Genomic DNA, 14633 nt, shown 5'->3' with positions numbered 1-14633 from the left:
CCGGAGGATCGGGTAAAAAATGGAAATAAAAAACGGCAGATATCTGATATGCATCACCGGCGCGAGCGGTTCGGTGTACGGACTCCGTACAATCAAAGCTTTAACTGCGGCGGGCCATGAGGTCCACGGGGTGATTTCCCGGTGGGGAATGAAGGTCATTGAGGAAGAAACCAAGCGGCCCTTCGCTTCGTGGCTCGCTGAGCTGAACCTTCCCGCGGAACGGGTTTACCCGCCGGAGGATCTCTCCGCCCCGCCCGCCAGCGGATCGTTCCGGCTGGATGGGACTGTGATTGTTCCCTGTTCGATGAGTTCGGCGGGGACCATCGCTTCGGGAATTTCCGTAAACCTGATCCACCGGGCGGCTCTGGTTGCCCTCAAGGAAGGGCGCCCCCTGGTTCTCGTTCCCCGGGAGACGCCGATGTCCGTGATCGATCTGCGGAACCTGACGGCCCTCGCCGAGGCGGGCGCCGCGGTGCTGCCCGCCGCGCCGGGTTTTTACCACGGACCGAAAACCATAGACGACCTCGTTGATTTTGTCGCGGGAAAAATTCTCGACCGCCTTTCGGTGGATCATACGTTATTTAAACGGTGGAGTAATTAAGGAGTATAAAATGAAAAAACTTCGCGTGCCTTTCTTCGTTATGAGTTTGCTGATTCTGTTTCCGTGTTTTGCCGCCGCGGCGCCCCTCAGGGTCGGGATACTTCCCGACGCGGATTCCCTTCCGTTTATGGTCGCCCGGGATGAAGGTTTTTTTACCCGGGAAAATGTTGAAGTCGAACTGGTATCGTTCTTTAATCCCCAGGAGCGGGACGCGGCGATCCAGGCCGGCCGTCTGGACGGCGCTATTTCGGATCTCCTGGCGGCGGCGTTTTTTGCCGCCGGCGGATTCGACATGAAGGTAACCAGCCTGACCGACGGCCGCTACGGAATTGTGGGTTCCCCGGTTTCAAATAACAGAACCCTCCAGGGGCTCCGCGGAAAACGGATCGGTCTTTCGACCAATACCATTATCCAGTATACCGTGGACGCGCTCCTGGGCAGCGCCGGTATTCCCATAACAGGGTATGACGCGGTATCTGTTCCGCGCATGCCTGTGCGTATGGAAATGGTGATCACCGGACAGCTCGACGCCGCGGGACTTCCCGAGCCCCTGCTGACCGCGGCGGTGGAACGGGGCGCGGTGCTTCTGGCCACCACGGACACCACCGGAATCGACGCGGGAATCCTGCTTTTTTCAAAGAAAGTTCTGGATTCCCGGCTGGAAGATGTCCGCCGTTTTTACCGGGCCTACGACAAGGCCGCGCAGAAAATAAACGCCGACCCTGACTCGTACCGGGATTACCTGGTGGAAAAGGCGTCGTTCCCCGCGGAAGTCCGGGATGCGTACCGGTTTGTTACCTACCGGAAACCAAGCCTTCCCGCGGATGATCAGATCGCGGGCGCCATTACCTGGCTTAAAAGCCGGAATCTTCTTTCCGCGGATCTGCGCGCATCGGACCTGGTGGATACCCGGGCCGTGGCTGAATGGTAGATATCAGGGATCTTACAATAGAGTATCCCCTTCCCGGCGGGGAAACGGTGAAGGCTGTTGAATCGGCCGCCGCTGTTTTTCCGGCGGGGAGTATTTCCGCTGTCCTCGGCCCGTCGGGCTGCGGCAAAACAAGTATTATCCACGCGGCCGCGGGACTGCTTAAACCGCTGTCCGGGCGGATCACCATTGACGGGATTCCTGTCTCGGGAATACGGAAAACAACATCGGTAATTTTTCAGGATTACGGACTCCTGCCGTGGAAGACCGTACTGGCCAACGCTGAGCTTCCCCTGACGGTAGCGGGCATGGAGAAAAGCCGCCGCCGTGAGCGAGTACTGCCTATCCTTGAGGAATTCGGCCTCTGGAAATTCAGGAAGCTCTATCCCCGGCAGCTTTCCGGCGGCATGAAACAGCGTCTGGCCATCGCCCGGTCCCTGGCCGCGGAACCGGATCTGCTCCTCATGGATGAGCCTTTCTCAAGTCTCGACGCGCTTACCCGGGAGGATGCCCAGGATTTCCTGCTTTCAGTACGGAAAAAAAGAAACCTCACTATTATTATGGTGACCCATTCCATTGAGGAAGCGGTGTACCTGTCCGAAAACGTCTTTGTCATGACCGGCCGGAATCCCGGGACCATTTCAAAACACTTCGCGGTACAAAAGGATGAAGCCCGGGATTTTCGGGAAGATCCCCGTTTCCAGGAACTCTGCGGAACCATCCGGCATTACCTGAAAGATTCCAGGGAGGAAAACCGATGAGGGCTTCAGCCCCGGAACTGGCCGCGGCAAAAAAACCGGAAACCCCGGCGGGCAAATCCAGGGATATCCTCCGGAAGGCTGCCGGCATTGCCGCGGTCCTCGCGGCGATTGTACTCTTATGGAGCCTGGCGGCGGCGGTCATGAAAAGGCCCTTCCTTCCCGGCCCCGGAACGGCGGCGCAGGCACTTGTCCGGCTTGGCGCGGCCGGTGTCCTTGCCCGCCATCTGGGGGCAAGCATTTCCCGGATCTTCTGGGCCTTCACCGCCAGCTTTATCCCCGCGGCAGCCCTGGGCCTCGCGGCGGGACGGTCCCCGCGGATCAACGCCGTGGTTTCACCCGTAATCTATATACTCCATCCTCTGCCCAAGGCCGCGTTTCTTCCGATTATTATGCTCATCCTGGGGCTGGGGGAAGCGTCGAAAATCTTTCTGCTGGGGTTCATAATTTTCAGCCAGATCCTGGTGGCGGCCCGGGATTCCTCCAAACGGGTGCCGGAGGAACTCATCGCGTCGGTCCGTTCCCTGGGAGCGGGCAGGACCGGCATTATCCGGCACGTCATCATCCCTTCAGCCCTGCCGGACCTTTTCACCTCCGTCCGGGTAAGCCTGGGAACCGCCGTGGCGGTGCTCTTCCTGGCGGAAACCTTTGCCACCGACACGGGCCTGGGCTACCTCATCATCGACGCGTGGACCCGGATCGCCTACCCTGAAATGTACGCGGCGATCATGGCCCTCAGCCTGCTGGGGCTTCTGCTCTTCGGTCTGGTGGATATCCTGGAAAAAATCCTCTGCCCCTGGAACCGGTAACCCCAGGGATTCAGAACCGCCTACACCATCCGTTCCCGGTATATTTCGGAACCATCCGTATCATGGCGATCCTCCGCCGGCACTCCGAGAATACCGCCCAGGGCAGCGGCCTTTTCCGTCAGGGCACTGCCGTAATTAAGCGACTGGAGTACCCGGTATGCCCGGTCTTCCGTATCAATGATATCCAGGGAATATACGTAAAACTCGCTGTGCCGGTCTTTTGCGCGTTGGTTGCTGAGGGAAACGTTTTTTATCCGGGAAATTTCCAGTACAATCCGGTTCTTAAGAAAGGGCATTCCCAATTCAAAAAGAACTGTTCCCGCTCCCTGGTCAATAAAAATCGTATCTTCGCTGAAATTCCGTAAGACAATGGCACAGCACACAACCGCCAGCACCGCAAAACTGGCTATTTGCCGGAGGGGAGCTCCGGCGATTCCGGCGGACACAGCGGTGATTACCATAAGCAGGCTGACAAAAGCTACGGGCACCGCAACCAATATCCGTGTTTTTCTTGCCGCCTTTGCGGGCCGGATAACGCAGCCGTTCTGTTTTTTTACGAATTCCATCTCAGGGTAATAGCTGTTCATGGCGGGCACTCCAAAACAGAATCAGAATAAAAAACGGCTGTCCGGATTTCCGGGACAGCCGTTATACCGCGAGTCCGGTTTCATTCCCGGAAATCAGGGCTACTTCTTGATATTGTAGAAAGCCTTCCTGCCGGCGTATTCGGAAACGCCTTCCAGCATATCCTCAATGCGCATCAGCTGGTTGTACTTGCAGACCCGGTCGGTGCGGCTCATGGAACCGGTTTTGATCTGTCCGGCTTCCAGGGCTACTACGAGGTCCGCGATAAAGCTGTCCTCGGTTTCGCCGGAGCGGTGGGAAATAATCGCGGTGTACCCGGCGCGTTTGGCCATTTCCACGGCTTCGTAGGTTTCGGTAACTGTTCCGATCTGGTTGACCTTGATCAGGATGGAGTTACAGGCGCCCATGTCGATGCCTTTTTCGAGCCGCTTGGTGTTGGTTACGAAGAAGTCGTCACCGACGATCTGGATCTTGGAACCCAGGGCTTTGGTCATCTTTACGTAACCGTCCCAGTCGTTCTGATCCAGGGGATCTTCGATGGAAATGATGGGGTATTTGTCCACCCATTTGGTGTAGATTTCGATCATTTCGTCGGCGGAGAACAGCTTATCGGGATTTGATTTCCAGAATTTGTATCCCTTCTTGCCGCCTTCGTCGAACAGCTCGGAGCTGGCGCAGTCCAGGGCGATGCAGATCTGTTCACCGGGCTTATAGCCGGCCTTTTCGGTGGCCTTCATGATAAAGTCCAGGGCTTCCTCGTTGCCGATGTCGGGGGCGAATCCGCCTTCATCACCGACGGCGGTGTTTTTTCCCGCGTCCTTGAGCAGACCCTTGAGGGTATGGAAAATCTCCGAGGTCCAGCGCACGGCTTCCCGCATGGATTCTGCGCCCACGGGCATGACCATGAATTCCTGGAAATCGACCTTATTGTCCGCGTGCTTGCCGCCGTTGATGATGTTGGCCATGGGCACCGGCAGCAGGTTGGCGTGGAAAGTTCCGAGGTACCGGTACAGGGGAATATCGAGGAAATTAGCCGCGGCCCGGGCGGTTGCCATGGAAACGCCGAGAATCGCGTTGGCTCCCAGTTTGCCCTTGTTTTCCGTGCCGTCGAGTTCGATCATAGTCCGGTCAATATCCACCTGTTCCAGCGCGTCCAGGCCCTGGATTTCGGCGGCGATGATATTATTTACATTGTCCACTGCCTTAAGGACACCCTTGCCCTGATAGCGGCTCTTGTCACCGTCCCGGAGTTCCACCGCTTCATGCTCACCGGTGGATGCACCTGAGGGAACCGCCGCCCGTCCCATGGAACCGTCTTCGAGGACGACATCCACTTCAACCGTGGGGTTGCCCCGGGAATCAATAATCTCTCGGGCTTCTACATATTCAATGATACTCATATATCGCTCCTTCTTTATAGAATACTATTACATTCTCCGGTTTTATGCACCCCGCGTCAAGCAGGGGGAGCACCGGGACTGACAAGCCAACAAGCATCTGTGGAACCGCATTTGCGGGTCCTGCCGGATGAGAATGGGTATGGCTCCTCAGCGGCCTCCGGCCTCGAAAGTCGCTCATACCCATTCTCATCCGGCACCCGGCGTTACCAGTACGGCCCAGATGCTTGTTGGCTCAACCGTCTCAGTGCTGCCCAAAAAGAGGGCGGCTCCCCCTCGTTTCAGCCCCGCTTCGCGGGTCTTACACTACCCCCACTTCTGGTTCCGGGTGCTTCCCGGCTTAACCCGCTTTGTTGCCCCTAACCCCCGCACAGACGCCCTGCCCTAAACATACAAATCACCCCATCTCCAGAGGCCGGGTATAGGTAAAGAAGCATGCCATAATGGTAACGCGGGGTGCCGGGAACCGGCATCCCATGCTTCTTTTCCTATACCCGGAATCCGTTATTTTTTAAACCCTATTGTGATTTTTTAGGATTGTTCCCAGAAAAAAACGGCCCTAAAATTGTCCCACGGAATAAATTTGTGCAAAAACTTTAAAAGATGTATCCCGTATCCGTTTTTACTGTAGGAGGAAAAAATGGCGGTACTTAAAAAACTGGGACCATGGGTAGTATTAGTATCCCTGGCGGCGGCTATGCTGGTTTCGTGCGGAAACAGCAATAAGAATCAGAGTTCCGGCGGATCCGGTGAGGAACAAAAGGTTCTTACCATATATACCCCCGCCCGGGAAGAACTTATCAACCTTGTTATTAAAGGTTTTGAAGAAGAAACCGGGATCAAAACCGAGATTATCGCCGCGGGCATGGGCGAACTCATGAAGCGCCTGGAAGCGGAAAAAGCCAATCCCCTGGCGGACGTAATCTGGGGCGGTTCGCCGTCGCTGCTCATTCCCAAACGGGAACTCCTTGAAGATTACGTTTCTCCCAATGAGATTACCCAGCTCGAGGGCCACAAAAACGACGAAGGGTACCTGACCCGCTTTAACAGTACCCCCAGCGTTCTGATCATTAACACCAACCTGATCGGCAATATCAAGGTCGAAGGCTACGCGGACCTGCTTAATCCCGCGCTGAAGGGCAAAATCGTCCACAGCGACCCCGCCTCCTCCGGTTCGGCGTACAACCACGTTATAAATATGCTGTATGCCATGGGCAAAAACGGAGACCCCAATTCTCCCGAAGCCTGGGATTACGTTGATAAATTCATCCGCAATCTCAACGGCAAAGTGGCGGGGAGCTCCTCCAGCGCGTACAAAGGTGTGGCCGACGGCGAATACGTGGTGGGGCTCACCTATGAAGGTCCGGTTATCGACCTCATCGCCGCGGGCGCGCCGGTAAAAGTTATTTATATGAAGGAAGGGGTCATATTCAAGGATGCCGCCGCCGCGGTGGTCAAAGGCGCCAAGCACCCCAACAATGCCCGGCGCTTCATTGACTACTGTATTTCCGTGGACGTACAGAACCGGATGGGTACCGAACTCGGTGTCCGGCCGGTGGCCAGAGGCGCGGGGGTTTCAGACCTTATGACACCCATCGAGGAAATAACCACCATCAAAGAAGACATCATGTGGCCGGTGGATAATAAAAACATGGTGGTGGAAAAATATTCCGACCTCTTTGCCACGGCCCAGAGCAAATAATCTTACGAACCCGGACACTGTCCGGGTCCCCTGTGCAGCAACCGGACCCCAAAATACAGTATCAGATTTTGGGGTCTTTTTTTCGGGAGAAATGTTGAATGAGTGTTTCCATTCAGATGAAAGATATCGTAAAAAAATACGGCAGCCACACGGTAATTCCCGGCCTCGATCTCGTAATACGGGACGGTGAACTCTTTACTCTCCTTGGCCCGTCGGGGTGCGGCAAAACCACCCTGCTCCGGGCGATTATCGGTTTCAATACCATTGAGGGAGGGAGTATTGAATTTGACGGGAAGCCGATCCATCACATACCCACGAGCAAACGGAATATCGGCATGGTATTCCAGAACTACGCCATCTTCCCCCACATGACCGTCGCCCAGAATGTCGCCTTTGGGCTGAAAAACCGGAAGGTACCGGGGAACGACATACAAGAGAAGGTGGATGAAATCCTTAAGATCGTACAGATCCATGAGCTCCGGGACCGCAAACCCGACCGGATGTCCGGAGGCCAGCAGCAGCGCATAGCCCTGGCCAGGGCCATTGTCATCCATCCCGAGGTTCTGCTCCTGGACGAACCCCTGTCCAACCTGGACGCGAAACTCAGGGTTGAAATGCGGGGAGCCATCAAGGACATTCAGCACAAAATCGGTATAACAACGGTGTACGTTACCCATGACCAGGAAGAAGCCCTGGCCATCTCCGACCGCATCGCGGTGATGAATAAAGGAATCATCCAGCAGGTGAGCGACCCCCAGACGCTGTACCAGCGGCCGGCCAATCTTTTTGTGGCCACATTCATCGGCCGCTCAAACATCCTCGACGCGGAAATAAGCGGCGGGTCTTCGGTCACCATGGCCGGCGGCTATACCGAGGAACTGACCACCATGGATGCCGGAGCTTCGGATTATTCAACGGTAAAAGTATCCGTACGCCCGGAGGAATTCATAATCTGCCATGACGGCCCGGGAATCGGCGCGGCCGTTGCGGACAGTATCTTCCTGGGCAGCACCACCCATTACGTGGCGGATCTGGAATCAGGAGAGCAGGTTGAGGTCATCCAGGAATCCGAAACCGACAGGATTCTTGCCAGGGGGGCAAAAATCAAGCTCCGGATCAAAAAGAACAAGATCAACGTCTTTACCCCGGACGGAGAAAAAAGCCTGATGAAGGAGGTGCACAATGATCTGGCAGAAGCTTAGGGCAAAGCTCGATTTTTGGCATATCGTCACCTTCGCCGCGCTGGCTTTTTTCATACTTTTTCTGATATACCCCCTGGGAACCATACTGATCCAGAGTATCCGCAGTACCGCCACCGGGGAATGGACACTGAAAAACTTCGCCAAGTTCTTCAGCAAAAGTTATTACTACGGAGCGCTCTTTAACAGCTTCAAGGTTACGCTCCTGGTGACCCTGCTCACCGCGGTCATGGGGAGCCTTCTGGCGTATATTATGAAGACCGTCCGGATCAGAGGGAAGCAGCTTCTGAATATCATGATCATGATTTCCATCCTGTCGCCGCCCTTTATCGGAGCCTATTCCTGGGTGGTGCTCTTCGGCAGGAACGGCGTTCTGACCCGGATCATGAATGCCCTGTTTTCGGTCCAGCTTCCCGGGATCTACGGGTTCGGCGGAATACTCATGGTATTCACCCTTAAGCTGGCGCCGCTGATTTACCTGTACATGACCGGAGCCTTCAACAACCTGGATAAATCCCTGAGCGAAGCGGCGGAAAGCCTGGGCGCCGGGAGTTTTAAAATCATGGTGAGAATAATCCTTCCCCTGGTTCTCCCCACACTCCTCGCCAGCGCGCTCCTGGTCTTTATGCGGGCCATGGCCGACTTCGGTACGCCCATGCTGATCGGCGAGGGATACAAAACCATGCCGGTGCTCATATACAACGAGTTCATCAGCGAAGTGGGCGGCGACGACGGTTTCGCGGCGGCCCTGAGCGTCATCACCATCGTGATTACCCTGGTGATCTTTATCGGGCAGAAATACATCACCAATAAAAAGGCGGTGAGTTCATCCTCGATGAACCCCATGGAGGCCAAGCCCTGCGGGGGAATAAAAAACATCCTCGCCCACGGTTTCTGTTACTTTTTCACCCTGATGACCATCATGCCCCAGCTGGTGGTTATTACCACATCATTTCTGAAAACCAGCGGGACTCTGTTTAAGGCTGAATTTTCCCTGGAAAGCTACGCCAAGGGCTTCAGCAAAATGGGGAGCTCCATCGTCAATACATACGTTTTCGGGATTATCGCTATCGCCTGTATTGTCCTCCTGGGGGTGCTGGTGTCCTATGTTTCGGTGAAACGCAGGAACACCCTGAACAATATCCTCGATACGGTTTCTATGGTTCCCTATATTATCCCCGGTTCCGTGCTGGGTATTGCCCTGCTGATTTCGTTCAACAAGCCGCCCCTGCTCCTGAGCGGAACAGCCTTCATCATCATCCTCGCGTGGATCATCCGCCGGCTGCCGTATACTCTGCGGTCCAGCGCCGCTATCCTGCACCAGATAAGTCCCAGCATCGAGGAAGCGGCCGTAAGCCTCGGGGCCTCAAACATCAAGGCGTTTTTTATGGTTACCCTGCCTATGATGCTCCCCGGGGTAATTTCCGGCGCGCTGATGAGCTGGCTTTCGGTTATAACGGAACTGAGTTCGTCCATTCTGCTGTACACAACCCGGACACGGACACTGACCATCAGTATTTACACTGAAGTTCTCCACGGGAACAACGGCACCGCGGCGGCTCTGTCGTCAATCCTGACGCTGACCACGGTCGTAACACTGCTTATTTTCTTCAAGGTCACCGGAAAAAAGGAACTGGAAATGTAACCCCGGCAGCGGGATTGGCCCTCATGGGCGCCTCCGTTCCGGCGGGACCGGTTCCGCTGCTTTATGTAATCCCCGCTGCCTTGTCCGGCCGCGGGGGTTGCCGGGTAAAAAGTTTTACTTTATCCTTTGCTCTGCAGCGGAGCGCGCGGATTCGGCAGGAACGATGGGAAAATCCTTTCAGAAAAAGGTTAAACAATCATTCTTTTTATACGCCCTCATACCGGCCCTGACGGTGCTTATTTTGTTTTCCCTGTTTACCGCCTTTCTGCTCCGCCTCGGCGTGGTCAACCACAACCGGGACGCCAACAGAATCGTTGCCGGCAGACTGGAAACCATCTTCGATGCCTATACCGGGGAACTGGAACGGCTCGTCCAAAACCCCGCCGTAACTGTCTACCTCGAAAACGGAACCGGAGAAACCCAGCTCTACGAAATCCTCTACGGGTTCAACGCGGAGCGGGAAGTAAAATGTATTTTCTATATCCTGGATGACCGGGGAATTCCTCTCATTTCCAATGCCTGGGCCGGATACTGGAACAAAAACGACACATCCGGATTTGTCTCCTTCGCTGAAAAGATGGGCCGCGCTCCTCAGTCTTCCGTTCATGGAATACGCCTCAGGGGCTACCAGGAAGGCCAGGTGTCCCTGTTCAGCTTCGGGCGGGCGGTGATTCAGGGCGGCAGGCCCGCTGGATACATTGTCCTCGAAACCCTCAGCCCCGGATGGAGCGCGGTCAGCGCGGACACCCAGGCGGCAAAAACCATCGTTACCGACAGTTTCGACAACGTGATCTTTACCACCGATGAGCTTGTCAGGGACAGCAGAGGGAAATTTAATCCGGAAACGGACAATGAACTGTTTGAAATGAACGGCAGCCAATACCACATGGTCTCTTCGGTGCTCCCCGGTTACGGTATCCGGGTTTACACGATTTCCTCATTTATTACTTCCCAAACGACCATCACCCAGCATCTGCTTTTTTTCCTGGTATCCTGTGTGCTGATTTTTTTCGTGACCTTCCGGCTTGCCGGAAGCATGTCGCGGCAGAATACCAAGTCCCTGGCGAAGCTTATGGAGGCGATCAGGGAATTCCAGCGGGGCAATCTGGAATACAAGGTGGTACTGGATTCGGATGATGAATTCTACCTCCTGGCGCAGGAATATAACCATATGGTGCAGGAACTGGCCCTGCTCCTGGAAAAAAACCGGGAGGTTAGCGACCTCCAGCGGGTCACGGAGATCGCGCAGCTGGAAGAACAGTTCAACCCTCATTTTATTTTCAATGTCCTGGAAATGCTCAAATATATGATTTATATGGGAACCGATACGGAAACCGTCGCTGGAACTATTACCCGTCTGGCGGGAATACTGCGGTACACCATAAACCGTGACAGCCCGGAAGTCCGGCTTGGAGACGACATTGTTTACCTTGAGGATTACCTCGCACTGCAGAAAGCGCGCCTCGATGAACGCCTGGAATACACAGTTTCTATTGAAGGCGAAATCCGCAGCTGCCGTATTCCTAAATTTATCGCCCAGCCCTTTGTTGAGAACAGCATAAAATACGCCTATGCAACCAAAGAAAAATTAACCATCGGCCTTGCGTTTAAAAAGATCGGTGATACACTGTATATTTATATCCGGGACAACGGCGAAGGGATGACGCCGGAAAAGGAACGGGAAATAAAAACCATTGTCGAGACTTCCCGTCCCGGCTCGGTCCATATCGGCATCTATAATGTACACCGGCGGCTGCAGCTTCTGTACGGAAGGGACTACGGTGTGGCGATAACTTCCGCCCCGGGGGTCGGAACGGAAATCCGCATCACCCTTCCCTATAATGAACAGTAATCCTGAAGAACGCGGAGCGTCCATGTACAAGGTACTTGTCGCGGAGGATGAAACCATAATCCGCAAAGGATTGATTTTCTCTGTTGACTGGAAGAAGCTGGGCTGCATTGTTGTCGGTGAAGCGGCGGACGGCGAAGAGGGAATAAAAAAAATCCGGACCATGAAACCGGATATTGTCATTACCGATGTAAAAATGCCCCTAAAGAACGGTCCCGATATGATCAGGGAAACCTGCGGGGAAGTACAGTATGAATCCATCATTATTTCAGGATACGGTGAATTTGAATACGCCCGGGATGCCATCCGGCTTGGGGTCAGCGAATACTTACTGAAACCCGTGGAAATTGAAAAACTTGAAGCCGCCCTGACAAAGGCAATCGGTAAGCTTGACCGGCGGAACAATTACCGTATCCTGGACGAATACGCCAAAATCATTGACCGGAGCAAAATCGCCGGACTTATCTGGCCGCCGGAAAGCACCGGATCTGTTCCGGAAAATATTCAAAGAACCCTTTCCTTTATCGAAAACCATTACCGGGAAAAGATCTCCCTCCAGGCAATGAGTTCCGAACTCGGGATCAGCGCCACGAGCCTCAACGAAAATTTAAAAAAATATACCGGCAGCACCTTTACGGTGCTGCTTAACCGGTTCCGCATCAGGCAGGCAATCGCATTGCTCAGCCGGGGACAGCAGCGGGTGTATGAAGCCGCGGAAAACACAGGTTTCGAGGATTACAAGTACTTCAGTACGGTGTTCAAAAAATACGTGGGCTATACGCCCACGGAATTTATCCGGAGAAACCATTTCGTCCGCGGCGCGGAACAGGACTGACCGCCGCCGCTAGAACGGCAGCCGCGGAATCCCTGATTTTTTGGCCGCGTCTTCCAGCGCCTTTTGGGCCGCCTCCCGGGCGGCTTCTTCCGCCTGGCGTTTGGCTTCCGCCGCCGCTTCCTCGGCCTGGCGTTTTATCTCGGCCGCGGCCTGGGCGGCGGCTTCTTCGGCCTGGCGGCGGGCTGCTTCCGCGGCAGCCTCAGCCTGTCGCTGGGCTTCCTCGGCCTGGCGTTTTGCCTCCGCCGCCGCCGCTTCGGCCTGGTTCTGGACCTGGAGCGCCGCGTCTTCTATCTGCTGCTGGACTTCATCAACCGCGCCCTGGATCCGCCGTTCCAGTTCCCGCTGTTTTTCCTCCAGGGTATTCTGCAGCTGGTTGAGGGCATTCTGATCGCCCTTGGCGATATCGAAAAGAAGATCCAGCTGTTCCCCGGAAAGCAGCTTCCCTTCAAGATGCGCCGAAACGTATTCCCGGACCACCCGTTCGATTTCCGCCGCGGCCTGCCGGGCGTAGCGCTCGGCGGTACGCTTAAGGATATCCAGAACAAGCTCGCCGAGATTGGTGGAGAGGGTAAAATCATCGTCCCCTTCGGGAAGACGGTCGTAACCTATCTGGAGCGCCACCTTTTCAACCGACCGTATGGCCTCATCCATGGCCTCAGCCAGGGTGCCCGCCGGATCTACCAGCGCCGCCTGTGTGATGGCAATATCCCCGCCGCCGCCCATTCCGCCGGTCCTGGTACCGTAAAAGTCCAGGGAGAACGCGGCGTTCCCGGTGAATCCGCCTATTCCGGCATCCTTGAGGTAATCCCCGATTTTTACCGCGAAGCCGCTGCCGGTAAAGTCAACACTGAATAATTCCGGCGCGGATGATCTGAAATCGGCGCTTCCCAGGAAAGCAAAATCCCGGAGAACCTTTCCGCCGTCAGCCAGTTCGGACACCCCCAGGTCAAGGACCACCGGCTGTTTTGAAAGATCGGGATCGGAACTGACCCCCCGGAGATCAAATCCCCACCGCCAATCGTTAATCGTAAAATCCGAAGCCAGTATGCCCAGGAAAAACCGGGGATACTCCGCCGACGGAAAAGCCACATCCCGGCCCCGGAACGTCGGGGGCTGGTTTTTCTTGGCTTCCTGCTTGGGCAGACTTTCCGACAGGGCTTTTATTTTTTCAAGGACCTCCAGGGCCCGTATACCGTAGGCAATATACTCTTCGGCGGTATCCGTAAGGATTTCCTTAATTGAAGGCTCCAGGGCGTTCAGGGCGGCGCCGCTCCCAAAATCCAGGTACGACTTGAGATGGTCGATATCGCCGGTCACCGAATTCCTGGCCAGCTGTTCCAGGTACTTAACGGTTTCCACATCCTCCTGGACGCCCTCCACAACAGCGGTAACATCATCCACAGCGCCCTGGACCGATTTAACCAGGGCGGTGATATCCCGGATAGCTCCGGTTATTGCCTCGGGGGTCGTAAGCTCCTTGATGTTGATAGCCATCACCGGACGGGCGGTATCCTGCAGTTCCTCGGTCCGGTTTTCAATATTCGCGACCTGACCCTGCCATTTATCTATAGCCGTATTGATGGCTTCTTCCGCGGCGTCATAGGCCTTGGGAGTCATCAGCTTGGCGTACTCCCGGTCTATCAGAGCCTGGGCGTCGAAATTCTGCAGGTCAATCAGGGGCGGGAGTTCGGCCTTCGGTTCCTTTGGCTGCTGTTCCTTGGCTTTATACGCCGGAAGCGCCCCGGAGACCCGCCGGGCAGTGCCGAACTGCAGGGAATCGGCCCGGATTTCTTCTATATACACTTTCCCCCGGAAGATTGCCGCGGGATTAAGTCTGAATTCCATACGGCCAATCTGGAAAAGGTTCTGCATGGGCTTATCGCGGTTTGCCACGGTGATGGAACCTATGCTGACCTGGAGCCGCCGGAGGTTCAGGTTGAACCGGTCCACATCGACCCGGGCCTCAAAAATGGTTTCCATGCCCTTTTCAATTCCGCTTTCAATAAGGGGATTCATAAACACGGTTATGAAAATCCCAATGGCGGCAACCAGAACAACCGCGAAGACGAGAGGGAGTATCCGCACCGTCATTTTTCGGTTGGTCCGTATCGCCTTTGCCAGGACCTTGAGGCGTTTCTGGGCTTTCCCGTCAAGGCCGGAAACAATATGATACCGGCCGTCCCGGAGTTCAAAGCAGGACCGGAAAAATTTCTTTTCGGCAGGCTGTTCGATATATTTCAGCAGCCGCTTCTCAAAACGTTTTTCCGGAATGGGTTTCCGGAACATCCCAGGGATTTTTTCTTTCTTTTCCGCCATGGTTCCTTC

At 55.1% G+C, this 14633-nt stretch carries 12 protein-coding genes; 9 read left to right on the top strand and 3 right to left on the bottom strand.

Annotation, left to right across the window (positions count from 1 at the left end; genetic code table 11):
• Positions 1–19: 19 nt before the first annotated feature.
• Genes JFL75_RS16275 through JFL75_RS16260 form a run of 4 tightly spaced genes read left to right on the top strand, consistent with a single transcriptional unit; the run spans position 20 to position 3096 of the window.
• Entirely contained in the window at positions 20–601 is a 582-nt protein-coding gene (locus JFL75_RS16275) for a UbiX family flavin prenyltransferase (RefSeq protein WP_215627732.1), read from the top strand.
• Positions 602–611: 10 nt separating this feature from the next.
• Complete coding sequence (locus JFL75_RS16270) at positions 612–1532, top strand: ABC transporter substrate-binding protein (protein WP_215627731.1); 921 nt, start codon at positions 612–614, stop codon at positions 1530–1532.
• The gene (locus JFL75_RS16265; protein WP_215627730.1) at positions 1526–2290 is read left to right on the top strand and encodes an ABC transporter ATP-binding protein; all 765 of its coding nucleotides are present in this window, start codon (positions 1526–1528) and stop codon (positions 2288–2290) included. The genes JFL75_RS16270 and JFL75_RS16265 overlap by 7 nt, the downstream gene beginning before the upstream one ends.
• Positions 2287–3096 carry an ABC transporter permease gene (locus JFL75_RS16260; protein WP_215627729.1) on the top strand — a complete coding sequence of 270 codons (810 nt, stop codon included), beginning with the start codon at positions 2287–2289 and terminating at the stop codon, positions 3094–3096. Before JFL75_RS16265 ends, JFL75_RS16260 begins: the two co-directional genes overlap by 4 nt.
• A 20-nt stretch (positions 3097–3116) precedes the next feature.
• Here JFL75_RS16260 and JFL75_RS16255 read toward each other — a convergent pair whose 3' ends face one another.
• Positions 3117–3683, bottom strand: a complete 567-nt coding sequence (locus JFL75_RS16255; protein ID WP_215627728.1) for a hypothetical protein — start codon at positions 3681–3683, stop codon at positions 3117–3119.
• A gap of 99 nt (positions 3684–3782) precedes the next feature.
• A complete protein-coding gene (gene eno, locus JFL75_RS16250; protein WP_215627727.1) occupies positions 3783–5081 on the bottom strand; it encodes a phosphopyruvate hydratase in 1299 nt (432 codons plus the stop codon).
• Positions 5082–5718: 637 nt separating this feature from the next.
• Here eno and JFL75_RS16245 point away from each other — a divergent pair.
• The 5 genes from JFL75_RS16245 (at position 5719) to JFL75_RS16225 (ending at position 12308) form a co-directional block, all read left to right on the top strand.
• On the top strand, positions 5719–6780 hold the full coding sequence (locus tag JFL75_RS16245) for an extracellular solute-binding protein (RefSeq protein ID WP_215627726.1): 1062 nt from the start codon (positions 5719–5721) through the stop codon (positions 6778–6780).
• Between the two features lie 98 nt (positions 6781–6878).
• Positions 6879–7982 carry an ABC transporter ATP-binding protein gene (locus JFL75_RS16240; RefSeq protein WP_215627725.1) on the top strand — a complete coding sequence of 368 codons (1104 nt, stop codon included), beginning with the start codon at positions 6879–6881 and terminating at the stop codon, positions 7980–7982.
• The gene (locus tag JFL75_RS16235; RefSeq protein WP_215627724.1) at positions 7963–9624 is read left to right on the top strand and encodes an ABC transporter permease; all 1662 of its coding nucleotides are present in this window, start codon (positions 7963–7965) and stop codon (positions 9622–9624) included. The genes JFL75_RS16240 and JFL75_RS16235 overlap by 20 nt, the downstream gene beginning before the upstream one ends.
• 163 nt (positions 9625–9787) lie before the next feature.
• A complete protein-coding gene (locus JFL75_RS16230) occupies positions 9788–11476 on the top strand; it encodes a sensor histidine kinase (RefSeq protein WP_215627723.1) in 1689 nt (562 codons plus the stop codon).
• A gap of 22 nt (positions 11477–11498) precedes the next feature.
• A complete protein-coding gene (locus JFL75_RS16225) occupies positions 11499–12308 on the top strand; it encodes a response regulator transcription factor (protein ID WP_215627722.1) in 810 nt (269 codons plus the stop codon).
• A gap of 9 nt (positions 12309–12317) precedes the next feature.
• On the opposite strand, the gene JFL75_RS16220 is transcribed toward JFL75_RS16225, so the two are convergent.
• On the bottom strand, positions 12318–14624 hold the full coding sequence (locus JFL75_RS16220; RefSeq protein ID WP_215627721.1) for a hypothetical protein: 2307 nt from the start codon (positions 14622–14624) through the stop codon (positions 12318–12320).
• Positions 14625–14633: the final 9 nt, after the last annotated feature.

The sequence above is a fragment of the Breznakiella homolactica genome (genome assembly GCF_016616095.2).
Lineage (GTDB): Bacteria > Spirochaetota > Spirochaetia > Treponematales > Breznakiellaceae > Breznakiella > Breznakiella homolactica.
The sequence above is the reverse complement of the archived record's forward strand: the minus strand, read 5'-3'. Positions and strand labels throughout refer to the sequence as shown.

Bases quoted from the DNA above. Each gene is read 5' to 3' on its own strand.
- JFL75_RS16275 (WP_215627732.1), top strand. From the start codon at position 20: ATGGAAATAAAAAACGGCAGATATCTGATATGCATCACCGGCGCGAGC.
- JFL75_RS16270 (WP_215627731.1), top strand. From the start codon at position 612: ATGAAAAAACTTCGCGTGCCTTTCTTCGTTATGAGTTTGCTGATTCTG.
- JFL75_RS16265 (WP_215627730.1), top strand. From the start codon at position 1,526: ATGGTAGATATCAGGGATCTTACAATAGAGTATCCCCTTCCCGGCGGG.
- JFL75_RS16260 (WP_215627729.1), top strand. From the start codon at position 2,287: ATGAGGGCTTCAGCCCCGGAACTGGCCGCGGCAAAAAAACCGGAAACC.
- JFL75_RS16255 (WP_215627728.1), bottom strand. From the start codon at position 3,683: ATGAACAGCTATTACCCTGAGATGGAATTCGTAAAAAAACAGAACGGC.
- eno (WP_215627727.1), bottom strand. From the start codon at position 5,081: ATGAGTATCATTGAATATGTAGAAGCCCGAGAGATTATTGATTCCCGG.
- JFL75_RS16245 (WP_215627726.1), top strand. From the start codon at position 5,719: ATGGCGGTACTTAAAAAACTGGGACCATGGGTAGTATTAGTATCCCTG.
- JFL75_RS16240 (WP_215627725.1), top strand. From the start codon at position 6,879: ATGAGTGTTTCCATTCAGATGAAAGATATCGTAAAAAAATACGGCAGC.
- JFL75_RS16235 (WP_215627724.1), top strand. From the start codon at position 7,963: ATGATCTGGCAGAAGCTTAGGGCAAAGCTCGATTTTTGGCATATCGTC.
- JFL75_RS16230 (WP_215627723.1), top strand. From the start codon at position 9,788: ATGGGAAAATCCTTTCAGAAAAAGGTTAAACAATCATTCTTTTTATAC.
- JFL75_RS16225 (WP_215627722.1), top strand. From the start codon at position 11,499: ATGTACAAGGTACTTGTCGCGGAGGATGAAACCATAATCCGCAAAGGA.
- JFL75_RS16220 (WP_215627721.1), bottom strand. From the start codon at position 14,624: ATGGCGGAAAAGAAAGAAAAAATCCCTGGGATGTTCCGGAAACCCATT.